At 58.6% G+C, this 22,269-nt stretch carries 21 protein-coding genes; 11 read left to right on the forward strand and 10 right to left on the reverse strand.

What is annotated here, in order from left to right; translation table 11 throughout:
• The first annotated feature begins 97 nt into the window (after positions 1 to 97).
• Positions 98 to 1,303, forward strand: a complete 1,206-nt coding sequence (locus KO492_RS07630; protein WP_216044421.1) for a GTP-binding protein — start codon at positions 98 to 100, stop codon at positions 1,301 to 1,303.
• Between the two features lie 47 nt (positions 1,304 to 1,350).
• The gene (locus tag KO492_RS07635; RefSeq protein WP_417245254.1) at positions 1,351 to 1,563 is read left to right on the forward strand and encodes a DUF6525 family protein; all 213 of its coding nucleotides are present in this window, start codon (positions 1,351 to 1,353) and stop codon (positions 1,561 to 1,563) included.
• Here KO492_RS07635 and KO492_RS07640 read toward each other — a convergent pair.
• Positions 1,556 to 1,798: a GlsB/YeaQ/YmgE family stress response membrane protein gene (locus KO492_RS07640; RefSeq protein WP_066601186.1), complete on the reverse strand. Its 243-nt coding sequence runs from the start codon at positions 1,796 to 1,798 to the stop codon at positions 1,556 to 1,558. The two genes, KO492_RS07635 and KO492_RS07640, sit on opposite strands and share 8 nt — an antisense overlap.
• Before the next feature lie 158 nt (positions 1,799 to 1,956).
• Complete coding sequence (gene dapD / locus KO492_RS07645) at positions 1,957 to 2,784, reverse strand: 2,3,4,5-tetrahydropyridine-2,6-dicarboxylate N-succinyltransferase (RefSeq protein WP_216044423.1); 828 nt, start codon at positions 2,782 to 2,784, stop codon at positions 1,957 to 1,959.
• A 120-nt stretch (positions 2,785 to 2,904) separates the two neighbouring features.
• On the opposite strand from dapD, the gene KO492_RS07650 reads away from it, so the two are divergent.
• A complete protein-coding gene (locus tag KO492_RS07650) occupies positions 2,905 to 3,765 on the forward strand; it encodes a TIGR00730 family Rossman fold protein (RefSeq protein WP_216044424.1) in 861 nt (286 codons plus the stop codon).
• A gap of 112 nt (positions 3,766 to 3,877) precedes the next feature.
• On the opposite strand, the gene rlmN is transcribed toward KO492_RS07650, so the two are convergent.
• Both rlmN and KO492_RS07660 read right to left on the reverse strand, forming a co-directional pair.
• Positions 3,878 to 5,062 (reverse strand): 23S rRNA (adenine(2503)-C(2))-methyltransferase RlmN, encoded by a 1,185-nt coding sequence (gene rlmN, locus KO492_RS07655; RefSeq protein ID WP_216044425.1) that lies wholly within the window; start codon positions 5,060 to 5,062, stop codon positions 3,878 to 3,880.
• Positions 5,063 to 5,291: 229 nt separating this feature from the next.
• Complete coding sequence (locus KO492_RS07660; protein ID WP_216044426.1) at positions 5,292 to 5,831, reverse strand: invasion associated locus B family protein; 540 nt, start codon at positions 5,829 to 5,831, stop codon at positions 5,292 to 5,294.
• A gap of 179 nt (positions 5,832 to 6,010) precedes the next feature.
• On the opposite strand from KO492_RS07660, the gene KO492_RS07665 reads away from it, so the two are divergent.
• Complete coding sequence (locus KO492_RS07665; protein WP_252735436.1) at positions 6,011 to 7,009, forward strand: asparaginase; 999 nt, start codon at positions 6,011 to 6,013, stop codon at positions 7,007 to 7,009.
• A gap of 43 nt (positions 7,010 to 7,052) precedes the next feature.
• Here the strand turns inward: KO492_RS07665 and KO492_RS07670 are convergent, their stop codons facing one another.
• From KO492_RS07670 to KO492_RS07685, 4 genes are all read right to left on the reverse strand, one after another.
• Complete coding sequence (locus tag KO492_RS07670) at positions 7,053 to 7,811, reverse strand: TSUP family transporter (RefSeq protein ID WP_216044427.1); 759 nt, start codon at positions 7,809 to 7,811, stop codon at positions 7,053 to 7,055.
• The gene (gene serB, locus KO492_RS07675; RefSeq protein ID WP_216044428.1) at positions 7,804 to 8,682 is read right to left on the reverse strand and encodes a phosphoserine phosphatase SerB; all 879 of its coding nucleotides are present in this window, start codon (positions 8,680 to 8,682) and stop codon (positions 7,804 to 7,806) included. The genes KO492_RS07670 and serB overlap by 8 nt, the downstream gene beginning before the upstream one ends.
• 141 nt (positions 8,683 to 8,823) lie before the next feature.
• A complete protein-coding gene (locus tag KO492_RS07680) occupies positions 8,824 to 10,284 on the reverse strand; it encodes a sodium:solute symporter family protein (RefSeq protein WP_216044429.1) in 1,461 nt (486 codons plus the stop codon).
• Positions 10,281 to 10,466 (reverse strand): hypothetical protein, encoded by a 186-nt coding sequence (locus tag KO492_RS07685; RefSeq protein WP_066601170.1) that lies wholly within the window; start codon positions 10,464 to 10,466, stop codon positions 10,281 to 10,283. The genes KO492_RS07680 and KO492_RS07685 overlap by 4 nt, the downstream gene beginning before the upstream one ends.
• A gap of 510 nt (positions 10,467 to 10,976) precedes the next feature.
• Here KO492_RS07685 and KO492_RS07690 point away from each other — a divergent pair.
• From KO492_RS07690 to KO492_RS07715, 6 genes are all read left to right on the forward strand, one after another.
• Positions 10,977 to 12,119, forward strand: coding sequence for a phosphoserine transaminase (locus KO492_RS07690; RefSeq protein WP_216044430.1), 1,143 nt, complete (start codon positions 10,977 to 10,979; stop codon positions 12,117 to 12,119).
• A 127-nt stretch (positions 12,120 to 12,246) separates the two neighbouring features.
• Positions 12,247 to 13,839 carry a phosphoglycerate dehydrogenase gene (gene serA, locus KO492_RS07695; RefSeq protein WP_216044431.1) on the forward strand — a complete coding sequence of 531 codons (1,593 nt, stop codon included), beginning with the start codon at positions 12,247 to 12,249 and terminating at the stop codon, positions 13,837 to 13,839.
• A gap of 143 nt (positions 13,840 to 13,982) precedes the next feature.
• On the forward strand, positions 13,983 to 15,113 hold the full coding sequence (locus KO492_RS07700) for an S-(hydroxymethyl)glutathione dehydrogenase/class III alcohol dehydrogenase (RefSeq protein WP_216044432.1): 1,131 nt from the start codon (positions 13,983 to 13,985) through the stop codon (positions 15,111 to 15,113).
• Positions 15,114 to 15,124: 11 nt separating this feature from the next.
• The gene (fghA, locus tag KO492_RS07705; RefSeq protein WP_216044433.1) at positions 15,125 to 15,964 is read left to right on the forward strand and encodes an S-formylglutathione hydrolase; all 840 of its coding nucleotides are present in this window, start codon (positions 15,125 to 15,127) and stop codon (positions 15,962 to 15,964) included.
• A gap of 12 nt (positions 15,965 to 15,976) precedes the next feature.
• Complete coding sequence (locus KO492_RS07710; RefSeq protein ID WP_216044434.1) at positions 15,977 to 16,720, forward strand: metallophosphoesterase family protein; 744 nt, start codon at positions 15,977 to 15,979, stop codon at positions 16,718 to 16,720.
• A 273-nt stretch (positions 16,721 to 16,993) separates the two neighbouring features.
• Complete coding sequence (locus KO492_RS07715; protein ID WP_216044435.1) at positions 16,994 to 19,159, forward strand: ATP-binding protein; 2,166 nt, start codon at positions 16,994 to 16,996, stop codon at positions 19,157 to 19,159.
• An 18-nt stretch (positions 19,160 to 19,177) separates the two neighbouring features.
• Here KO492_RS07715 and recQ read toward each other — a convergent pair whose 3' ends face one another.
• Positions 19,178 to 21,217: a DNA helicase RecQ gene (gene recQ, locus KO492_RS07720; RefSeq protein WP_216044436.1), complete on the reverse strand. Its 2,040-nt coding sequence runs from the start codon at positions 21,215 to 21,217 to the stop codon at positions 19,178 to 19,180.
• Positions 21,218 to 21,290: 73 nt separating this feature from the next.
• Positions 21,291 to 21,578 carry a YggT family protein gene (locus tag KO492_RS07725; protein WP_066601153.1) on the reverse strand — a complete coding sequence of 96 codons (288 nt, stop codon included), beginning with the start codon at positions 21,576 to 21,578 and terminating at the stop codon, positions 21,291 to 21,293.
• A 129-nt stretch (positions 21,579 to 21,707) separates the two neighbouring features.
• Here KO492_RS07725 and KO492_RS07730 point away from each other — a divergent pair, with 129 nt between their 5' ends.
• On the forward strand, positions 21,708 to 22,241 hold the full coding sequence (locus KO492_RS07730) for an acyl-CoA thioesterase (protein WP_066601242.1): 534 nt from the start codon (positions 21,708 to 21,710) through the stop codon (positions 22,239 to 22,241).
• Positions 22,242 to 22,269: the final 28 nt, after the last annotated feature.

Below are 22,269 nucleotides of genomic sequence, written 5' to 3' on the forward strand. Positions count from 1 at the left end.
CAAGCAGGCAAATCGTGGTTCAACTTCGGGAATGAGTCTTGACGTTATGTTATTACATACCTATTTTCGCGACGTCTCTCCACGAAGGAACACCCAAATGCCCGAACGCTTGCCTGTCACTGTCCTCTCCGGTTTCCTCGGCTCCGGCAAAACCACCTTGCTCAACCGCCTTCTGAACAATCGCGCCGGTCTGCGCGTCGCGGTGATCGTCAATGATATGTCCGAGGTGAATATCGACGCCGACCTGGTCCGTCAGGGCGGTGCGGAACTGTCGCGCACCGAGGAAACTCTTGTCGAAATGAGCAACGGCTGTATCTGCTGCACCTTGCGGGACGATTTGCTGACAGAAGTCCGACGTCTCGCCGACGCCGGAAAATATGATTATTTGCTCATCGAATCGACCGGTATTGCTGAGCCCATGCCCGTTGCCGCGACCTTTGCCTTCCGTGATGAAAACGGCGAAAGCCTCGACGACATTGCCCGCCTCGACACGATGGTGACGGTCGTCGATACGGTCAACATGCTCAATGATTATAGCAGTCACGACTTCCTCGAAGATCGCGGTGAAGTTGCTGGCGAAGGAGACACGCGGCGCATCGTTGATCTTCTGGTTGACCAGATCGAATTTGCCGATGTCATCATCCTGAACAAGATCACCGATGCGGGGCCGGACAAACTTCTGGCCGCGCGCAAAATTGTCGCCGCCCTCAACCCCGACGCCAAGGTGATTGAAACCGATTACTCGGAAGTTGCCACCGAGGAAGTGCTCGGAACCGGCCTCTTTGATTTCGACCATGCCCATGAACATCCGCTTTGGGCCAAAGAGCTTTACGGCTTTGCCGACCATACACCCGAAACCGACGAATATGACGTCACATCCTTTGTCTATCGTGCGCGTCGGCCCTTTGATCCGGCGACAATCGAAACCGTTCTGAACGGCGATTTGCCCGGTGTGATCCGCGCAAAAGGACATTTCTGGCTGGCCACCCGTCCGGATTGGGCCGCAGAATTTTCCATGGCTGGCGCACTTAGCACGATCAAGCCCTTGGGGCGGTGGTGGGCGGCAGTCCCTGAGAAATATTGGCCCGATCATCCCGAGGGCCGCTTGCAGATCGCAGAGGTCTGGACCGACGGGTTCGGAGACCGGCGTCAGGAGATCGTCTTTATCGGTTCCGGCATGAACGAAGCACTGATCCGCGCCAAACTCGATTCTGCCCTGATCGGGCCGGAAGATCAGGTCGATTTCGATCTGGCCCAAACCCTCCATGATCCGTTTCCGAAATGGGGGGCTGCGGCGGCATGAGCAATCTGAACACCAGCTTGCGCAAGCGGAGGCGATCAAACGACCCTATGCGAGAGTTTGACCGCCTGCCGCGCCCGTTGCGGCTCTGGCTGATGGAGGCGGCCTTGCCGTGGTCCCCGCGTTCCGTGCGCAGGCTTTGGGCGGGCGCGCTGGCCCTCTATGGCGGCTGCGAGGAACGCGCCCTGGCCCATCTGTCGCGTATTGAGGCGCAGCGGCTTGCCAAGGACGCCTACACCTTCGACGCTGACGGAACTACCTGAGCTTGCGGGTCACCCAGATCAAAAGGATCGCGCCAAATGTCCCGACAATGAGCTGTGGCAGCCAGCTGTTCGCCGCGTAAATGCCCAGCAGGGAGAGGATCAGGTTGAGGACAAATGCCCCGATGATCCCCAAAATGATATTCATAAAAATTCCGGTTTTGGCATCCATCATGCGGCTGGCAATCCAACCGGCCAAGCCCCCGACGATGATCGACGCAATAAGTCCAAGTCCCATGTGACCCTCCTGTTTCACCCTAAACACTCCGCAATGAACTCGGATCACGAATTGATTGCGGACGATCTACGGCATCAAAAATATTTCAGACAAATATATAACGAAACGGGCGCGAAAAGGTTCCCCTTTGCACGCCCGTCTCTTGAATTTAATTCACTTCAGTCGCGCAGAAGCTCGTTAATACCGGTTTTGGAGCGGGTTTTGGCATCCACACGTTTCACAATCACCGCGCAATACAGGTTCACACCGTTTTTCGACGGCATCGTCCCTGCAACAACAACGGAATAGGGCGGCACTTCACCGTAGAAAACTTCGCCGGTTTCGCGATCCACGATCTTGGTGGACTGACCAAGGTAAACGCCCATGCCCAGCACGGAACCTTCGCGGACGATCACACCCTCGGCCACCTCGGCGCGCGCACCGATGAAGCAGTTGTCTTCGATGATCACAGGACCGGCCTGAAGCGGCTCAAGCACGCCACCGATACCCGCACCGCCCGAAAGGTGGACGTTCTTGCCGATTTGCGCACAGGACCCGACGGTTGCCCATGTGTCGACCATCGTGCCGCTGTCCACATATGCACCGAGGTTCACAAAAGACGGCATCAACACCACGCCCGGCGCGATATAAGCAGACTTGCGCACAACGGCATTCGGCACTGCACGGAAGCCTGCTTCGGAAAACTCGGCTGTGCCCCAGCCCTTGAACTTGCTGTCGACCTTATCCCACCAGCCGGAGCCTTGCGGACCGCCGTCATGCAATTCCATATCCTTGATGCGGAATCCCAGAAGCACGGCCTTCTTGGCCCATTGGTTGACGCTCCAGTTGCCGTCTTCCTGCTTTTCGGCCACGCGAATTTCACCATGGTCGAGCGCGTTCAATGTCGCTTCAATGGCTTCACGGGTCTCACCGCCGGTCGCGGGCGTGATGGTATCGCGCGCGTCCCATGCGGCTTCGATGGCGGCTTCGAGCTGGGCATTCGACATGTTGGTCTCCGAGGTCATCGTGGAATATTTGTTCCCAAAGGCTATAGTCGCTCAAGCCCCCCCACGCAACGCGTGAGAGTGCACAGGTAACGAGACAAAACGACATATGAGGCAGCACAGATGACTGACACCAAACCAATGGACCGCCGCCACCCCCTGCGCAACAGCCGGGTGGATCAGGAAACCGCACGCCATATTCCCGACACACCACAGACCCGCTCACCGTCCTATAAGCTTGCCTTTACGGATGATGACTTCATGTTTCGGGACGAATTGCGTCCCGTCAGGTTGCAGTTGGAGCTTTTGAAGCCTGAAATTCTGATGGAAGAATTCGGGGTGGAAAGCACCATCGTTCTTTTCGGCGGCGCACGGATTCCGGCCCCCGACAAGAAAGAGACAGCCAAGACCGAGACGCTGGCCGAGCTTTCGAAATATTATGACGAGGCACGGGATTTCTCGCGAATCATGACCGAACGCGCCAAGGGCAACGGGCATCGGGAGAATGTCATCGTGACCGGCGGTGGTCCCGGCGTGATGGAAGCCGGAAACCGTGGCGCAAAAGATGCGGGCGGGCTGTCCATCGGCCTCAACATTGTGTTGCCGCATGAGCAGGCCCCGAACGAATATGTCACGCCGGAATTGTGTTTCAACTTCCACTATTTCGCGATCCGCAAAATGCACTTCCTGATGCGCGCCAAGGCGATTGTGGTCTTTCCGGGTGGATTCGGGACATTGGACGAGATGTTCGAGAGCCTCACCCTCATTCAAACGGGCCGCATGAACCGTGTGCCGTTTTTGTTGTTCGGGCGTTCCTTCTGGGAAAACATCATCAACTGGGAAGCCTTGGCCGACGCGGGCACCATTTCCCCCAAGGATCTGGAACTGTTCAAATTCGTGGAAACCGCAGAAGAGGCCGTTCGCGCGATTGATGACTGGCCTGAGGAAGGGCCGCGCGATGAAATCGTCGGGCGCGAAAGCTAACCCTGTGTCGCGGCAATCGTGCCCCTGACGGCGTTAGGTGCCATCATCTCTGATTCGCACCCATTCCATGCTCGTAGGTTGCCACGGGCATGGTTAAACCAACACTACCGGTTCAAAGACCGGCTTCGGCTGCGATCTGTTTGCGAGATTTGCGCGCGCGTTCAGTCGCAGATTTGAGCTGACCACAGGCCGCCATAATGTCTTCGCCACGCGGCTTACGGATGGGCGAGGCATAGCCCGCCTCCATCAAAATCGCGGCAAAAGAGCGGATGCGGTTGTTCGAACTGCGCTTGTAAGCGGAGCCGGGCCATTCGTTGAAGGGGATCAGGTTGATCTTGGCCGGAATCTTGTAGTCTTTCAGATGCTGAACAAGGCGACGTGCATCATCATCCGTGTCGTTCACCCCGTCGATCATCACATATTCAAAGGTGATACGTTCGGAATTCGAGACCTTGGGATACTCCGCCAGAGCCGTCAAAAGCGCGTCGATGTTCCAGCGTTTGTTGATCGGCACCAAAACATCGCGGGTCTCGTCCGTGGTCGCATGGAAGGACACCGCCAGAAGACAGCCGATTTCCTTCGCCGTCCGGTGAATTTCCGGCACAACACCAGAGGTCGAAAGCGTGATACGGCGACGGCCCAGCTGAATGCCTTCAGGGTCCATGACGATCTTCATCGCATCGCGCACATTTTCAAAGTTATACAAGGGCTCGCCCATGCCCATCAGGACAATATTGGACAAAAGACGCGCTTCAACGGTTCGGGTGCCGCGCTCGGGCCATTCGTCCAGATCGTCCCGCGCCATCATCACCTGACCGACAATCTCGCCCGCAGTCAGGTTCCGCACCAGCTTTTGCGTGCCCGTGTGACAGAAAGAACAAGTCAGCGTGCAGCCCACCTGCGACGACACGCACAGCGTGCCGCGCCCGTCTTCGGGGATATACACCACCTCGACCTCATGACCGCCCGCAATCCGCACCAGATATTTGCGCGTGCCATCTTCGGACACGAGTTTGGACACCACTTCGGGAATGCGGATTTCGAATTTCTCCGCCAGTTCTTCGCGATAGGCTTTCGAAAGGTTGGTCATCTCGGCAAAATCGCGCACGCCCCAGAGATACACCCATTGCCAGATCTGCCCCGCACGCATCTTTGCCTGCTTTTCGGGTGCGCCGTGCTCGATCAACACCTGACGCAACGCATCACGGGTCAGCCCGACAATGTTGATCTTGTCGGACGGCTCTTCCTTGCGCGGAAAGGTCATTACATCCTGCGTAATCGGTGCGCTGGGTTCCATGGCGGATCTCTTCAAACCGGTGATAAACGCCTGACGGGATCAACTTGAAACACAAGTCGATAACGGAAGGCTTATCACGTCAAATAGGTTACACGGCGTCTCCCGAAAGCCTGCACGCAGAGCTTTCGCGAAACGATTTAAGCGGTTCATTTACAGGATTTCCGGCCAGAAAGCCATATGAAAAGGCCCCGCAAATGCAGGGCCCTGATCACTTCTGTTGATAAAGCCTTTACTTGCCGCAGCGCTTTGCTGCTTCCTCAACCGAGGCGGTAAAGCCCAAAAGCGAGAACGTGTCCTTGGTGATCGTGCCCCGCGAAGACCGGCCTGTGAGCGTCGCCGTTGCCCCGCGCTTCATCGCCGCGATGATCTTGGCATCGTCTTCAGGCGTAACAGCCCAAGCCGTCTCATCGTCGGAATTGGTGAACAGGTTGAACTCCGTGCCGCCGATTTCCATGGTCACATTCGACCCCGGCGCAAAGGGATAACCGCCAAGGAACGACACCTGTCCGTTGACCCCATTGCCAGGACCATAGGTGACAAACAGCAGAATCTCGGAGCGCACCACAGACTTCGGACGCCCCGCGCTATCGGTGTTCAGGGTCTCTTTCGGGACCGACACAGCCCAGCAGGTCTTGGTCGGCTGGCTCTCTTCATAGACATACCAATCAGTGTTCGATCCCACTTGATTGGTGCTTTCCTGCGCGAATGCCGGACCTGTCATCGCCGCAAGGGCCGCCGCAAACAGGGTCTGTTTCACGAAAAAACTCATTGATCTCTCACTGCCTCTCGTTATGTCGGCCTCTGTTGACCACACGCTCCGCTGTCTATAGCTGCGGTTTTCAAATGGGGTCAGGCCAAATCCTATCGTCTGTCGGCACAGTAACGCACTTCCGCCGACTTGGGAAAGGGCCTTGGCAGAAATTCGCTGAAACGTGAAAGGATCGAGAAATGGCCGTGACACAAGAGATGGTCGAGGTTTGGCGCGGGCCGGTTCTGGAGAGCCGTCACGCCGGTATCGCCGTGATCTGCAATGCCGATGGCGAAGTGATCGAAAGCTGGGGCGATCCCGACACGGTGATCCTGCCGCGCTCGTCGGTGAAGATGATTCAGGCGCTGCCGCTCATCACCTCCGGCGCGGCGGATGCCAAGGGGCTGACAGAAGAACAGATCGCGCTGTCCTGCGCCTCGCATCAGGGCGCGCCGATCCACACCAAACGGGTTGGCGCGTGGCTCAACGATCTGGGTCTGAGCGAGAACGACCTGATTTGCGGCCCGCAGACGCCGTGGGACATTCCCACACGCAATGCGCAGATCAAGGCCGAAAGCGGGAAATGCCGCATCCACAACAATTGCTCCGGCAAACATTGCGGCTTCCTGACCCTGACCCAGCATCTGGGTGCGGGACCGGACTACGTTGATCCCGACCATCCCGTGCAAAAGGCCGCGCTTGATGCCTTTGAAACCGTGACGGGCGAGACCTCCCCCGGCTTTGGCATCGACGGCTGTTCCGCCCCCAATTTTGCTACAACCCTGCGCGGATTGGGCCGTGCTATGGGCTATTTCGCCGGAGCCCGCGAAGAGGGCGACAGGATGGAGCGTGCCGCTTTCCGTTTGGCGAAAGCCATGCGCAGCTATCCCGATCTGGTCGCCGGAGAGGGTCGCGCCTGCACCGAATTGATGCGTGCAGCCAAGGGCAAAGTTACAATCAAAACCGGCGCAGAAGGCGTGTTCACCGCGATCCTGCCAGAACAAGGTCTGGGCGTGGCGCTCAAAATTACCGACGGGGCGACACGCGCATCGGAATGTGCCATCGCCGCCCTTCTGGTGAAGCTTGGTGCGCTCGATGCAAATGATCCGCTGGTGAAAAAGCGCCTCAACCCCGACGTGCCGAATTTCGCAGGAATCAACACAGGCGAAATCAAACCGGCAGCGGGCTTTCCGGCCTGAAATCTCGCGCGCTACGCTCTCGTTTCCTTGGCTGTATAAAGACTCAAAACCACTCGGAAACGAGCTTGAGCGCAAGAGCCGTCGAAGCGATCACCAGCACGGGCTTGATCAGTCGCGCACCGATCCTTGTGGCGAGTGTCGAGCCCACATAGGCCCCCGCGATCTGGGCCACGCCCATAGCGAGGCCCAGCATCCACAAGGGTTTGGCAACCAGAACAAACCCGACCAGCCCGCCCACATTTGAAGCAAAGTTCAGCAGCTTTGTGTGGGCGGTGGCTTTCAGGATGCCATAGCCTGCAAGGCTCACAAACCCAAGCATGAAAAACGCCCCTGTGCCCGGTCCCAAAAGACCGTCATAAAAGCCGATACAAGGCACAAAACTCGCGGCAAACAGGGTTGGCGTGATGCGTTGGGTGCGGTCCACATCGTTCAGCCCCGGCTTGAAGGCAAAGAAAAGCGCAATCGCGATCAGAAGCACGGGCAGGCCGAGCCTGATCACATCCGTGGGCAAAGAACTGGCCAGAAGCGCACCAAGTATGGCGCCCGCGAAGGACAGGACCGCAGGCACAATCTGCGTGCGCAAATCGACATGCCCTGCCCGCGCATAGTTGATCGCCGCCATACCGGCCCCGAACAATCCCTGCACCTTATTGGTCGCAAGCGCCTGCACCGGCGGTATCCCCGCAAGCATCAAGGCAGGCACTGTAATCAAGCCACCACCGCCTGCGATACTGTCCACAAATCCTGCGGCGAACCCCGCGGCAATGAGGATCAGCAGCAGGTCAAGCGAGACCTCAAACATCGGCGAAATCGGCTTTTGCGTAGCCCTGAACATAGAGCAACGCGGTGAGATCTCCATGGTTGATACGGATATCGCATTCGGCGGCAACGGACGGTTTGGCATGCAAGGCAACACCCGCACCGGCCAGTTTCAACATGCCCAGATCATTCGCCCCATCCCCCACGGCAATCACTTCGCCATGCGCCAGACCGAGACGTTCGGTGATCTCATTGAGCGCCGCGACCTTGGCTTCGCGCCCGAGAATCGGCAGACCCGGTTTGCCGACCAGTTCACCGTTCTCAACCAGCAAGGTATTGGCACGGTTCTCGTCGAATCCGAGCGTTTCGGCCACATAGCCCGTAAACGCCGTAAACCCGCCCGAAACCAGCGCCGCATAGGCCCCGTCGCGCTTCATTGTCGCCAAAAGGGCCTTACCCCCGGGCATAAAGGTGATCCGCTCGTCGATCACCTTTTGAATGACACTTTCCGGCAACCCTTTCAAAAGCCCGACCCGCTCGGTCAAAGCTCCTTCAAAGTCCAGCTCGCCGTTCATCGCCTTGGCGGTGATCTCCTTGACCCGCTCGCCCACGCCGGCAACATCGGCCAGTTCATCAATGCATTCCTGCTGGATCATGGTCGAATCCATATCGGCCAGAAGCATCTTTTTCCGGCGACCCTCTGCGGGTTGGACAACGAGGTCGATACCTTGCGTCTGGAGACCTTCCCAGACGTCCCAAAGGTTGGATGGCACCTTCTCGACCATGAATTCTGCGGCCTCGCCCAAAGCGAGCCACTTCAGATCACCACCTCCCCAAGCCGAGCGCAGAGCCTCCGCCGTCGAAAGATTGAGCGCAGGGGCGGCAGGGTTGGTCAAAAGCGTGACGGCATACATGGGAGGCTCCGAAATATCTTTGCGCCCGCCTGATACCGCGCACGGCACAGGCTTTCCAGCCTTTTCGAAACGGGCAAGGGTCAACAGTCAAAGCGGCCCCGAAGGGCCGCTTATGGTAATATGGAGGTCTTGAGACGTCGCTCAGGAAGTCCGCTTGCTCTGCGCGGCGGACAGAAACTCTTTCGCCCGCGTCGCATCAGGACGGGTCAACAAACTGCCCCCGACAAAAAGCGCTACAGAAACGGGCAAGGCCAGCACTCCGGCATTAAGGCCCCAGAGTTTGTTTCCGGTCAGATACATGGTGATGACAAAGGCAACGCCGCCCAAAATCGACAACAAAGCCCCAACCGCCGTGCCCCGCGTCCAGAAGAATGCGCCGATAATCGCAGGCACTGTCACGATCAGCCCGACAGAGGCGGCCACCGACAGGATCGCGATCATCGAAATCTGGAAGGAGGCAAATGCCAACGCCAGAACCGAGATCACGGGGATGACGAACTTGCCGACCTTGAGTTGCGTCGCATCCTTCGACGGGGACAAGTTGCCCCAGACATCACGGGCAAAGACCGATGACAGCGTCAACAGGATCGAGTCGATGGTCGAAACCGCAGCCGCAAGAATACCGATCATCACGATCACCCCCAGAAGCGGCGGCACATAGTCGGAGGCCAGAAGTGTCGCTGTGGCCAAGTCCGGTTTCTCAAGGTCCGGAAAAACAACATAGGCCGAGAAACCCCAGAGCACGGAGACGACGGTGTATACCAGTCCGAAGCAGAGAAAGATCAACAGCATATGCCGCAGCGCACGCAGGGATTTCGGCATGAACAGACGCTGGCTGACCTGCGGGTTCGAGATCGAGAAAAAGAACCACGGGATTGTCAGGCCAAGGAAGGTCTTGAAGCTGAACAGACCCGGTCCCGGCACGGTCAACATCTCCGGATTGCGCGCGGAAACCGCATCGAACAGAGCATTGAACCCGCCAAGCTCGGAGATCACGAGGACACAGACGATCACGGCGGCAAGGATCATCACCAGAGCTTGCAAACTGTCTGTCCACATGACGGAGCGGATGCCTGCGATATAGGAAAACAAAATGGCCAGAACCGTTGCGATCACGATGCCCCAACCAAAGGGGATCGCACCGCCGGTCATGCCGGAAAGCAGATAGCCGACACCGGAGAGCTGCACCGAGGAATAGGGAATGAGGAAGACGAGGCTGACCAGCCCCGCCGCCACGGCCACCCATTTGCTGTTGTAGCGATGGCCGAGCATCTCGGAGGGAGTAACGAAATTGAAGCGCTTGCCAACCGCCCAGAACCGCGGGCCAAAAATGGCAACCAGTGACACCCCTGCGAAATACACGATTTCAAACCCGAGAGCCCCCACGCCGCCTTTGTAGGTCAGGCCAGCAAGCCCCACCATCATAAAGGCGGAATAGGTCGTCGCCGAGTAGCTCAACGCCGACAGAACGCCGTTCATGGCGCGGTTTCCGAGGAAGTAATCGGACATCGAAGAAGATGATCCGGCGCGGGAAATCCATGCGACCGTGAGGCCGAGGATCACATAGAGGGCAACGCCCCAGAGCACGAGAGAGGTATTCATTCGTCGCCCTCCCCGAAACCGGAGGTGGCCACGACATTGAGAAGGATCACGGCGAGGCCTGCGAGGGTCCAGAACAGGAAGGCCCCCGTCCAATGCGCGACGGAGCCGAGCAGGAAATATGGCACGACATAGCATGCAAGGATGACGATGCCCCAGAGGGCTATAGCGATTCGGAATGACATTTTTCGGGTCTTGTCCTGATGTTTGGAAACGGTCCGACCATCTTTGTCTGCGTCCTCTAGCCGCAGACCTGATCGGATCGGGGCAAGTCACAACAGGCGGGCAGGCCGGACTGTTGCCGGGAGATTCCGGCCCCGACAGCCTCTCTCCCTCCCCCGCGCCCCTCTAAGGCGCCGAGTGGAGGGATGTTTACGCAAAAAATCCCGAAAATGATACAAAAACATGACAATTCCGGCCAAAAACATTTGACCCATCAGTCAGATTTCAAGGCCACCCTTAGGGGTGAAGCCCCTCAACAATCACGTCATAGGGTTACAGTTTGGCGCACAGAAGATGCCAGGAAAGCCTCATGGGACAGCCCCGCGCAATCCCGCGCCCTGACGGGTGCGGATGTTGCGCTGCGGCGAAAACAGGTGCGAAAGAACAGTTGCTTTTTCTTTTGCATGGGAATATCTGCGGCGGCGGGACACCTCTCCCCAACGAGAGGCATTATATCTGGAAGGATAGCAGATATGGCTACCAAGCATCCGCAGGCGCGTCCTGCGAACCCGCGTTTTTCGTCCGGCCCTTGCGCCAAAATCCCCACATTTTCTCTGGATCTGCTGGCTGACGCCCCACTGGGCCGTTCGCACCGTGCCAAGGTTGGCAAGGACAAGCTGAAAGCCGCGATCGAGACGACCCGTGAGGTCCTCGGCATTCCCGCCGATTACAAAATCGGCATCGTGCCGGCCTCTGATACCGGCGCTGTCGAAATGGCGCTCTGGTCTCTCTTGGGCGCGCGCAAAGCGACCATGTGCGCATGGGAATCCTTTGGTGCAGGCTGGGTTACAGACGTTGTCAAACAGCTCAAAATCGACGCCGAAGTGAAAACCGCTGACTACGGTCAGATCGTCGATTTCGCGGATGTCGATTTCAACACCGACGTTGTCTTTACGTGGAACGGCACAACATCTGGTGTGCGCGTCCCCAACGGCGACAAAATCCCCGCTGACCGTGAAGGGCTGACCATCTGTGATGCAACCTCTGCGGCCTTTGCGATGGACCTGCCTTGGGACAAGCTCGATGTGACCACCTTCTCCTGGCAGAAGGTCATGGGCGGCGAAGCGGCACACGGGATGATCGTGTTGTCCCCGCGCGCGGTCGAGCGTCTGGAAAGCTACACCCCTGCATGGCCGCTGCCGAAAATCTTCCGCATGACCAAAGGCGGCAAGCTGATCGACGGGATCTTCACCGGTGCGACGATCAACACCCCGTCCATGCTGGCAGTTGAGGACTACCTCGTGGCGCTGGACTGGGCGAAAACGGTTGGCGGGCTGGAAGGTCTGATCAAGCGTTCGACCACCAATGCCAAGGTGCTTTGGGATTTCTGCGACCGTCATGACTGGATCGCCAACCTCGCTGAAGACGAGGCGACGCGCTCCAACACCTCCGTGTGTCTCAAGTTCACCGACGAACGCATCAAGGACGGCGCTGCCTTTGCGAAGGCCGTGGCCAAGAAGCTCGAAGACTACAACGCCGCTTACGACATCGGTGCCTATCGCGACGCCCCTGCGGGTCTGCGCGTGTGGTGTGGTGCGACGGTGGAAGCCTCCGATCTTGAGGCCCTGACGCTCTGGCTCAAATGGGCCTTCGAAGAGTGCATCGCCGAGCAATAACACCTGATTTTTGGCGGTCGGCAAACGGTCGGACTTTCGTCTGACTGTTGTCGGCCCCCACAGGATCAAAGTGCCGGGCGTCTGCGCCCGGCTCCCAATCCCAACATATTCCCGAGGAGCGCCCAACATGGCCCCCAAAGTTCTCGTCTCCGACAAACTCTCGGAAACCGCCGTCCAGATCTTTCGCGACCGTGGCATCGAAGTCGACTTCATGCCCGAGCTTGGCAAAGACAAAGAGAAGCTGGCCGAAGTCATCGGCAAATATGACGGTCTGGCAATCCGCTCTGCCACCAAAGTGACTCCGTCGCTTCTGGAAAAAGCCGACAACCTCAAAGTGGTCGGTCGCGCCGGTATCGGCACCGACAACGTCGACAAGGAAGCCGCGTCGAAAAAAGGTGTGATCGTGATGAACACGCCGTTCGGCAACATGATCACCACCGCAGAACACGCGATTGCGATGATGTTCTCCGTGGCACGCCAGATCCCCGAAGCCTCCGCCTCCACCCACGCGGGCAAATGGGAAAAGTCCAAATTCATGGGCACCGAGCTGACCGCGAAAACGCTTGGCGTCATCGGCGCAGGCAACATCGGTGGCATCGTGTGCAACCGTGCGCTGGGCCTGAAAATGAAAGTGATCGCTTACGATCCCTTCCTCTCTGAAGAACGCGCCAATGAAATGGGTGTAGAAAAAGTCGAACTCGACGAACTTCTCAAGCGCGCCGACTTCATCACGCTGCACGTTCCGCTGACCGATTCGACCCGCAACATCCTCTCGAAAGAGAACCTTGAGAAAACCAAAAAAGGCGTGCGGATCATCAACTGTGCCCGTGGCGGTCTCGTGGACGAGGTTGCTCTGGCCGAGCTGCTGAAATCCGGCCATATCGCTGGCGCGGCGTTCGACGTGTTTGCGGAAGAGCCCGCAAAAGAAAACGTACTCTTCGGTCTGCCCAATGTGGTCTGCACCCCGCACCTCGGCGCGTCCACCACGGAAGCTCAGGAAAACGTGGCGCTGCAAGTGGCCGAGCAAATGTCCAACTACCTGCTGGACGGTGCCGTTGAAAACGCTCTGAACATGCCCTCCATGACCGCCGAAGAAGCGAAAGTCATGGGCCCGTGGGTGAAGCTGGCCGAATATCTCGGCTCTTTCATCGGTCAGGTCACCGAAGAAGCCATCGAATCGATCAACATCACCTATGATGGCGTTGCTTCCGAGATGAACCTCAAGGCACTCGAAGCCGCCGTGGTTGCAGGCATCATGCAAGCGGTGAACCCCGACGTGAACATGGTTTCCGCACCGCTGATCGCCAAAGAGCGCGGCATCCAGCTTTCCAAAACCACGCAGGATGCCTCCGGTTCCTTTGAAGGCTACATCAAGCTCGACATCCAGACCGTCGAGAAATACCGCACCATCGCCGGCACGGTGTTCTCCGATGGCAAGCCGCGCTTCATCCAGATCAAAGGCATCACCATCGACGCCGAAGTGGGCGAGCATATGCTCTACACAACCAACAAGGACGTTCCGGGCATCATCGGGAAACTCGGCACGCTTCTGGCCGAACATGATGAAAACATCGCCAACTTCACCCTTGGCCGCGCCGAAGAAGGTGGCGATGCGATCGCAATGACCTTCCTCGACACGCCGGTGAAAGAGGAAACGGTGAAGGCGCTCAAAGACTCCGGTCTGTTCCAGCGCGTGATCCCGCTGCACTTCAAAGTCTGATTTCAGGCGGACGTCTGATTGCACAGGCGTTTTTTACAAAACGATCAGGGGGGGCCGCTGGACAAACCAGCGGCCCTTCGTTTTACGTCATGTGACCAAACACAAATACAGATGCGGCCCGCGCCGCAACGGGAGAACACACCATGAGAACGAAAGCCGCCGTCGCTCTTGAAGCCGGAAAGCCGCTTGAAATTATGGAAGTGGAACTGGAAGGCCCGAAGAAGGGCGAAGTTCTGATCGAAGTGAAGGCCACGGGCCTTTGCCACACGGATGAATTTACCCGTTCGGGGGCCGATCCCGAAGGGATTTTCCCCTGTATCCTCGGTCACGAGGGCGCGGGTGTTGTGCTGGAAGTGGGCGAAGGCGTCACCACGCTGAAACCCGGCGACCATGTGATCCCGCTATACACGCCGGAATGTCGCGAATGTCCCTCCTGCCTGTCGGGCAAGACCAACCTGTGCACCGCCATTCGCAACACGCAGGGTCAGGGCCTGATGCCCGATGGCACCACGCGGTTCAAGATGCTCGATGGCACGCCGATCTATCACTACATGGGCTGTTCCACCTTTGCGAACCACACGGTGGTGCCGGAGATCGCGCTGGCAAAGGTGCGTGAGGATGCGCCTTTTGACAAGATTTGCTACATCGGTTGCGGTGTGACCACGGGGATTGGCGCGGTGATCAACACGGCAGGCGTCGAGATTGGGTCGACAGCGGCGGTGTTCGGTCTTGGCGGCATTGGTCTCAATGTCATTCAGGGGCTGCGCATGGCCGGTGCCGATATGATCATCGGCGTTGATCTGAATGACGACAAGGCGGAGATGGCCCGCAAATTCGGCATGACCCATTTCGTGAACCCGTCGAAGATCGACGGCACGGTGGTCGAAGAGATCGTCAACCTCACCAAGAAGGGTGCGGACCAGATCGGCGGCGTGGATTATTCGTTCGATGCGACCGGCAACGTCAATGTGATGCGGGACGCTCTGGAATGTTCGCACCGTGGTTGGGGCGTGTCGGTCATCATCGGCGTGGCCCCTGCGGGTGCGGAGATTTCGACCCGTCCGTTCCAGCTTGTCACCGGTCGCGTCTGGAAAGGCACGGCGTTTGGCGGGGCGAAGGGACGCACGGATGTGCCGAAATTCGTCGACTGGTATATGGACGGCAAGATCGAGATCGATCCGATGATCACGCACAAGCTGAAGCTGGAAGAGATCAACCACGGCTTCGAGTTGATGCATGAAGGCAAGTCGATCCGTGCGGTAATCGAATATTAAGAGGTGATCCGATGCAGGTAAAATCCACGAATCGCAGCCACGGCGGCACGCAAGGGGTCTATACCCATGCCTCGACATCGACCGGAACGGAGATGGAGTTTTCCGCTTTCGTGCCCGACCATGCCGAGGGCGAGAAACTTCCGGTGGTGTTTTACCTGTCCGGCCTGACCTGCACGCAGGCCAATGTCACTGAAAAAGGCGAGTTCCGCGCGGCCTGTGCGGAGCTTGGCCTCATCTTCGTAGCGCCGGACACGTCTCCGCGCGGCGAAGGTGTGCCGGATGATCCCGACAGGGCCTATGATTTCGGTCTCGGCGCGGGGTTCTATGTGAACGCCACCGAAGCCCCCTTTGCGCAGCATTACCGGATGCGCGACTATATCGAGCAAGAACTGCCCGCGCTGATCGGTGCACAGTTTCCTGCCGATATGGAGCGCATCTCGATCATGGGGCACTCGATGGGCGGGCATGGCGCGCTTACCATCGCGCTCAGAAATCCGGATCGCTACAAGGCCGTCTCGGCCTTCGCCCCCATTGTCAGCCCGCTGAACTGCCCGTGGGGCGAGAAGGCGCTGACAGGCTATATCGGCGCGGACAGGGCCGCATGGCGCCAATACGATGCCTGCGCACTGATCGAGGACGGGGCGCGTGTGCCGGATATTCTCGTCGATCAGGGGAGCGCCGACAATTTCCTCGAAGGGCAACTCAAACCGGAGTTTTTGACACAGGTTTGTGAAAAAAGCGGACAGCCCCTAACACTTCGGATGCAAGAGGGCTATGACCATAGCTATTATTTCATCTCCACCTTCATGCGCGACCACCTCGAATGGCATGCGATCCGCATGAAATCGTAACAGGAGGCTCTCTTGCGTATTTACGCGATTGGCGACATTCACGGTCAACTCGACATGCTCAAAGCTGCGCATGCACGGATTGACGCGGACAAGGAACGTGTCGGAGACCACGACGCACGGGTTCTGCACTTAGGCGACTATGTCGACCGCGGGCCCGATAGCGCAGGGGTCATCCAGTATCTGATGGATGGCATCAACGAGGGCAAACCGTGGCGGGTGATCCGTGGCAATCACGACCGCATGTTCACCCGTTTCGTGCGCCACGGCATCGCTCATGACGATCACATCAAATCCGGCAAAAGCTGGCTGCATCCGGCCTTGGGCGGGACAAACACACTGGCCTCCTACGGGGTCGAGGCCGAAGACGGTGCCTTCGAGATCGCCCATATGCGCGCCGCCAAAGCCGTGCCCGAAGCACATCTCGACTTCATCGAAAACGCGCCTTTGACCTATGCTTGGGGCGATTATCTTTTCGTCCACGCCGGCATCCAGCCGCGCCTGCCTGTTGAGCGGCAGACCGAAGATGATCTCATCTGGATCCGCGAAGGCTGGCTCGATTATCACGGCCCGCTGCCCTTCACTGTGGTGCATGGCCACACCGCGCTGGACGAGGCCACCCATTTCGGCAACCGGATCGACATTGACACGGGTGCAGGCTACGGACGTCCGCTGACGGTTCTGGTGATCGAAAACAGCCACGAGCAAATCGTGACCGAAACAGGCCGCGCGCATCTGGCCCACGCCAATCCGGGTTGAAACGAAGGCCCATTGCCTCCTTTCGCCCGCGCCGAGGCAGATTTTCGGCCCGCCGCGCGCTTTGACAGGCAATTTCCAGCCACGCTTTAAGACTCTTTTCACCCTGTTCTGATCCTCTAGGCGCACGCCCGAGAGGATCGGGCGGGGTGAAAGCCTTTCGCACCGCATTTGACACAAGCTGATTGCGAAAAGCTCGCCACATCGAAACATGTGCGGCGTTGCCCGAACATCTGGGAACCAGAATGTGCGGGACGCGCTTGAGAAGAGGGCCAGATGTCGCTGTCGGATAGATTGTCTCAGGAACGCCGCGCACGCCTCGCTGCGGAACGGTTGCTGGAACTCAAACAGGCGGAACTGTTTGAGGCCAATCGCAAGCTCTCCCGCCACGCACGCTCCCTATCGGACCAGATCATCGTCAAACGCGAAGAGACCGAAGTTCTGCGCGACGAGAACCTGCGCACCAAACAGGACCTCGAAAAGGCCACCGTCGCCGTCCATATCGCCGAACGCCGTCTCTGGGATTCGATTGAAACCATCGAGGACGGATTTGCGGTCTTTGATCCGTCAGATGTCATGATCGCCGCGAACTCCGCCTATCTGCGGGTTTTCGACGGGCTTGAAGATATCAAACCCGGCATCACCTATCCCGACATCGTCCGCCTCGCCGTGGAAGAGGGGCTGATCGACATCGGGGAAACCACAAGAGATGCCTTTATCGACGCCGCCCTCGACCGCTGGCACGCGCCCACACGCGACCCGCAGACGATCCGGCTCTGGAACAACCAGTTCGTGAAGCTGGTCGACCGGCGCTCTTCGGACGGGGATATGGTGTCTTTGGGCCTCAACATCACCTCGACGATCCGCTACGAGCGGCGGCTGAAAAAAGCACGCTCCAAAGCCGAGGCCGCAAACCGCGCCAAATCCGCCTTCCTTGCCAATATGAGCCACGAAATCCGCACGCCGATGAACGGTATGGTGGGCATGTCCGACCTTCTGGCGGACACCGATCTCGACGAGGAACAGACGCTCTATGTCGAGACGATCAAATCCTCCGGCGAGGCACTTTTGAACCTCATCAACGATATTCTGGACTATTCGAAAATCGAGGCCTCGAAACTGTCCCTGCATCCAGAGCCCTTTGATCTGGAACGCTGTATTCAGGACGTCATGATGCTTTTACAGCCCACAGCCGCTCAAAAGGGAGTCGATCTGATCATCGACTACGACATGTTCATGCCGACCGTTTTCATGGGCGATCAGGGACGCATGCGGCAGATCCTGACCAACCTGATCGGCAATGCGGTGAAATTCACCCCCGCAGGTCATGTGATTGTGCGGGTCGTCGGCCTGCCCGAGGAAAACAGCACACGCCAGCGCATCCATGTTTCGGTCGAGGACAGCGGCATCGGCATTGCCCCCGATATGATCGAGCATGTTTTTGGCGAGTTCAATCAGGTCGAAGGCGCCCACAATCGCAAGTTTGAAGGCACCGGACTGGGCCTCGCCATCACCCGCCAGCTTGTGCAACTGATGGGCGGCGAGATCTGGGTGGATAGCGAGGAGGGCATCGGCTCCTGTTTCGGCTTTCGCCTGACGATGGATGTGGTGGAGGAGGAGGCAACCCCTGCCCTGCCCACATGGATGCACAAAGCCGCGCTTGTCGATCATATCCATGCCCATGCGCTGATCCTTGAGAAACACCTCACTGCCTTGGGCTTTGACGTGTCACCCTTTTCCACCGCAGACGATGTTCTGGCCTCCGCGCTCGATTTCCACGTCTATCTCATCGATGCCAAACTGCCCGACGCCGATCTGAAAGAGACCATCTCCACGCTCCGCGCCCGCGGGGTTTCTGCCCCTGTGGTGCTGATGACTGCGGGTCCGACAAAGGCGGAGCGGCTCGACATGGACGGCGTCTCGATCCTGCAAAAACCACTGCTCAGGGCCGATCTCTGGCAAGCCCTATCCAAACTCCTGCCCGTGTCACCGCCCGCGCAAGAGGACAGGTGCGGACGTGTGATGCGTATTCTGGCGGCGGAGGACAACAAGACGAACCAGCTTGTGTTCAGCAAGATGGTCAAGACGCTCGATATCGATTTGCGCTTTGCCAACAACGGGCGCGAGGCGGTGGACCTGTATCAAACCTTCCGGCCCGACATGATTTTTATGGATATTTCCATGCCCGAAGTGGATGGCAAGGAGGCCACACGGCAAATCCGCGCGATTGAACAGGAAAGCGGCACCCATGTGCCCATCGTGGCGCTAACCGCTCATGCGATGGCGGGCGACGATACGGAGATTCTGGCGGCGGGGCTGGATCACTACATGACAAAACCCCTGCGCAAAGCCGCGATTCTCGACCGGATTCTTGCCGAACGACCCGAAGGATGCCGTCCGGTCCTACCGGAACAGCCCGTGAAGGTGATGGCCGGAGAATAGTTTGGCAACAGGCGCGGGTCAGGCGGCGCGAATAGCCTCGATCATCGCGGGGCCAAAGCGTTCGGCCGGCTTTTCACCGACGAGTCGGGCAAAACTGGCCATATCTGCGGGGCGCATTTTCACGATCTTGGTGATCTGCGCGGGGGTGAGGCTCATGGGTTTGAGCGTCCCGCAATCGCCGCGCGTGAGATCATTGTGAATCCCCTGCAAACGGTCGAAAAGATCGCCCCCGCCGGAGCCTGCAAGTTTGCGGCGGGCGGGGTGCATCTGTGGTGCAGGGGCACCAAGGATGACAGAGAGGAACAGCGCGCCGTAACGCTCCAGCTTTTTCGCGCCGACACCACCGATACGGGCCATATCGTCCAGCGTCTGCGGCCGTTTTTCGGCCATTTCGATCAACGTCCGGTCGGCAAAGACCACATAGGCGGGCACACGCGCCTCCTCGGCCAGTGCGCGGCGTTTGGCCTTGAGCGCGGACAAAAGCGGCGCGTCTTCTTCGGAAACCAGCGCCTTGGCGACCGGCCCCTTGCGCGATTTCGCAAGCGTATCCTTGCGCAGAGTCACTTCCGCCTCGCCTTTGAGAATCGGCATGGCCGGTTCCGTCATATACAGCGCGCCGTGGCGTTCCGGGTCGGGACGCAGAAGGTCCGCGCCCATCATCTGCCGGAAAATCGCGTTCCACTGGCGCTTGTCATATTCCTTGCCGATGCCGAACACCGAAAGCTGGTCGTGGTTCCACTGGCGCACCTTGTCCGTCATTTTGCCCATCAGCACATCAATGAGATGCCCCGCGCCAAACCCCTGATCGCAGCGCAGCACGGCAGAAAGCGCCTTGCGCACCGCCGTGGTGCCGTCAAACAGCTCCGGCGGGGTGTCGCAAAGGTCACAATGGCCACAGGGCGCGGCCTCTTCGCCAAAGAATTTCAAAAGCGTCTGACGCCTGCACACCTGCGCATCCGCAATGCCGAGCAGCGCGTTCAGCCGCGCATGATCTGCAGCGCGGCGCTCGGGCGGGGCGAGGCTTTCGTCGATCTGGGTGCGGCGAAACCGGATGTCATCGGGACCAAAAAGCGTCAGTGTCTCGGCAGGCGCACCGTCACGCCCCGCGCGTCCGATTTCCTGATAGTAGCTCTCGACGCTCTTGGGCAGATCGGCATGCGCCACCCAGCGGATGTCCGGCTTGTCGATCCCCATGCCAAAGGCGACTGTGGCCACGACGATCAGCTCGTCCTCCTGCTGGAAACGCCGCTCGACCTCGCGGCGGCGGTCGGGCTCCATCCCGCCATGATAGGCAAGAGCCAGATGACCGGCGTCCGAGAGAGCTTTGGCGAGGCTCTCGGTCTTGGCCCGCGTGCCGCAATAGACGATGCCGGACTGGCCTTTGCGCGCCGCCGCGAAATCGAGGATCTGACGCCGCGGGCTGTCTTTCACGGCAAAGGCGAGGTGGATGTTCGGACGGTCGAAACCTCGCAGGAAACTCTCGGGCTGCACCCCGTCAAAAAGACGCCGCACGATTTCGGCCTGCGTCTCCTCGTCGGCGGTGGCGGTGAAAGCGGCCAGAGGCACGCCCAGCGCCCGTTTGAGATCACCGATACGCAGATAATCGGGCCGGAAATCATGGCCCCATTGAGAGACACAATGGGCCTCGTCCACAGCGATCAGAGAGACATTCGAACGGCGCAACAGCGGCAATGTCCCGCCGGACGCCAGACGTTCGGGCGCCATGTAGAGCAGTTTCAACTCCCCCGCAGTCAGCGCGGCGAAGACAGCATCATTTTCTTCTTCGGTATTGCCGGAGGTCAGCGCACCCGCCGCGACACCGGCGGCCTGAAGCCCCTGCACCTGATCGCGCATAAGGGCGATGAGCGGGGAAATCACCACGGTCAGGCCATCCCGCATCAGCGCCGGAAGCTGGAAACAGAGCGACTTTCCGCCCCCCGTAGGCATGATGGCAAGCACATCACGGCCCGCAGCGACCGCCTCCACGATCTCTTCCTGACCGGGACGAAACCCGTCGAATCCGAAAACGGAGGATAAAAGCCCCTGAGTGTCCATCATGCCTGCTCTTTTTGGTTGAGAGCAGAATCGCACGCAGGGGCGCGAGGCTCAAGGGCGTTTACGCAGGGATGGCTTAGTAGAACATGCCCATATTGTTGTAGATGATCCGCTCGATCGCATAGATCGCGATAAAGGCCACCAGCGGCGCGAGGTCCAGCCCGCTCATCGGCGGCAGAACTTTGCGGATCGGGCGATAGATCGGCTCCAACAGACGCGAGAGACCTTCCCAGATCTGATAGACCAGAGGCTGGCGCACGTTCAGAACCTGAAAATTGATCAGCCAACTCATGATGATCTGAACGATCATGACGAATTTCACGACGCCGAGGATCATCAGCAGGATTTGCATCAAAGACAGCATATTTTTCAGGTTCCCAAATTGTCAGTCGTCATTCACCTAAGGTCTCTGCCCTCCACGCGCAAGGGTGAGGATGGCCGTGCCGCCACGTTCCCTCTTGACCTTTGCGCCTGCAGCAACATGCTGGCGCGCATGTATCCATTCATCCGCATGTTCTATCAGGCGTGGAAAGTCCGAAACGCCCCCAAACTTGGTCTCTTCGAGCCACATCACTCGCGGCATATCTGTATGCCGTGGGACATTGACCTCTGGCTCGAACTGAATAACGGCAGAACCTTAACAATCTTTGACCTCGGCCGTGTGCCGATGTCGATCCGCAACGGCACGGCGAAGGCTGCCAAGGACGGCGGCTATGGCATGGCCGTGGCGGGCGCATCCGTGCGCTACCGGCGGCGCGTCACGACCTTTCAGACCGTGGACATGGTGACGAGTCCCATCGGGTTTGACGACAAGTTCCTCTATATCGAACAGTCGATGTGGGACCAGAAGGGCGAATGCTGCAATCACATTCTGTTGCGCGGCGCGGTCATCAAGAAGCGCAAGATGGTGCCTCCGAAAGAGCTTCTGGAGCGGCTGGAACCCGGTATCGAGAGCCCACCCTTGCCGGAATGGGTCCAAAACTGGATCGACGCGGACAATACACGGCCTTGGCCACCGGTGCGGTGAACCTTGGTTAATGCCTTTTGCACAAGGC

Origin of the sequence: Celeribacter halophilus (assembly GCF_018860305.1) — a bacterium.
GTDB lineage: Bacteria > Pseudomonadota > Alphaproteobacteria > Rhodobacterales > Rhodobacteraceae > Celeribacter > Celeribacter halophilus_A.

Excerpts from the sequence above, each read along its gene's own strand:
- KO492_RS07680 (WP_216044429.1), bottom strand. The coding sequence starts at position 10,284 with ATGAATACCTCTCTCGTGCTCTGGGGCGTTGCCCTCTATGTGATCCTC.
- KO492_RS07650 (WP_216044424.1), top strand. The coding sequence starts at position 2,905 with ATGACTGACACCAAACCAATGGACCGCCGCCACCCCCTGCGCAACAGC.
- serA (WP_216044431.1), top strand. The coding sequence starts at position 12,247 with ATGGCCCCCAAAGTTCTCGTCTCCGACAAACTCTCGGAAACCGCCGTC.
- recQ (WP_216044436.1), bottom strand. The coding sequence starts at position 21,217 with ATGATGGACACTCAGGGGCTTTTATCCTCCGTTTTCGGATTCGACGGG.
- KO492_RS07700 (WP_216044432.1), top strand. The coding sequence starts at position 13,983 with ATGAGAACGAAAGCCGCCGTCGCTCTTGAAGCCGGAAAGCCGCTTGAA.
- rlmN (WP_216044425.1), bottom strand. The coding sequence starts at position 5,062 with ATGGAACCCAGCGCACCGATTACGCAGGATGTAATGACCTTTCCGCGC.
- fghA (WP_216044433.1), top strand. The coding sequence starts at position 15,125 with ATGCAGGTAAAATCCACGAATCGCAGCCACGGCGGCACGCAAGGGGTC.
- serB (WP_216044428.1), bottom strand. The coding sequence starts at position 8,682 with ATGTATGCCGTCACGCTTTTGACCAACCCTGCCGCCCCTGCGCTCAAT.
- KO492_RS07660 (WP_216044426.1), bottom strand. The coding sequence starts at position 5,831 with ATGAGTTTTTTCGTGAAACAGACCCTGTTTGCGGCGGCCCTTGCGGCG.
- KO492_RS07665 (WP_252735436.1), top strand. The coding sequence starts at position 6,011 with ATGGCCGTGACACAAGAGATGGTCGAGGTTTGGCGCGGGCCGGTTCTG.
- KO492_RS07635 (WP_417245254.1), top strand. The coding sequence starts at position 1,351 with ATGCGAGAGTTTGACCGCCTGCCGCGCCCGTTGCGGCTCTGGCTGATG.
- dapD (WP_216044423.1), bottom strand. The coding sequence starts at position 2,784 with ATGTCGAATGCCCAGCTCGAAGCCGCCATCGAAGCCGCATGGGACGCG.
- KO492_RS07730 (WP_066601242.1), top strand. The coding sequence starts at position 21,708 with ATGTATCCATTCATCCGCATGTTCTATCAGGCGTGGAAAGTCCGAAAC.
- KO492_RS07690 (WP_216044430.1), top strand. The coding sequence starts at position 10,977 with ATGGCTACCAAGCATCCGCAGGCGCGTCCTGCGAACCCGCGTTTTTCG.
- KO492_RS07630 (WP_216044421.1), top strand. The coding sequence starts at position 98 with ATGCCCGAACGCTTGCCTGTCACTGTCCTCTCCGGTTTCCTCGGCTCC.
- KO492_RS07640 (WP_066601186.1), bottom strand. The coding sequence starts at position 1,798 with ATGGGACTTGGACTTATTGCGTCGATCATCGTCGGGGGCTTGGCCGGT.
- KO492_RS07725 (WP_066601153.1), bottom strand. The coding sequence starts at position 21,578 with ATGCTGTCTTTGATGCAAATCCTGCTGATGATCCTCGGCGTCGTGAAA.
- KO492_RS07715 (WP_216044435.1), top strand. The coding sequence starts at position 16,994 with ATGTCGCTGTCGGATAGATTGTCTCAGGAACGCCGCGCACGCCTCGCT.
- KO492_RS07685 (WP_066601170.1), bottom strand. The coding sequence starts at position 10,466 with ATGTCATTCCGAATCGCTATAGCCCTCTGGGGCATCGTCATCCTTGCA.
- KO492_RS07670 (WP_216044427.1), bottom strand. The coding sequence starts at position 7,811 with ATGTTTGAGGTCTCGCTTGACCTGCTGCTGATCCTCATTGCCGCGGGG.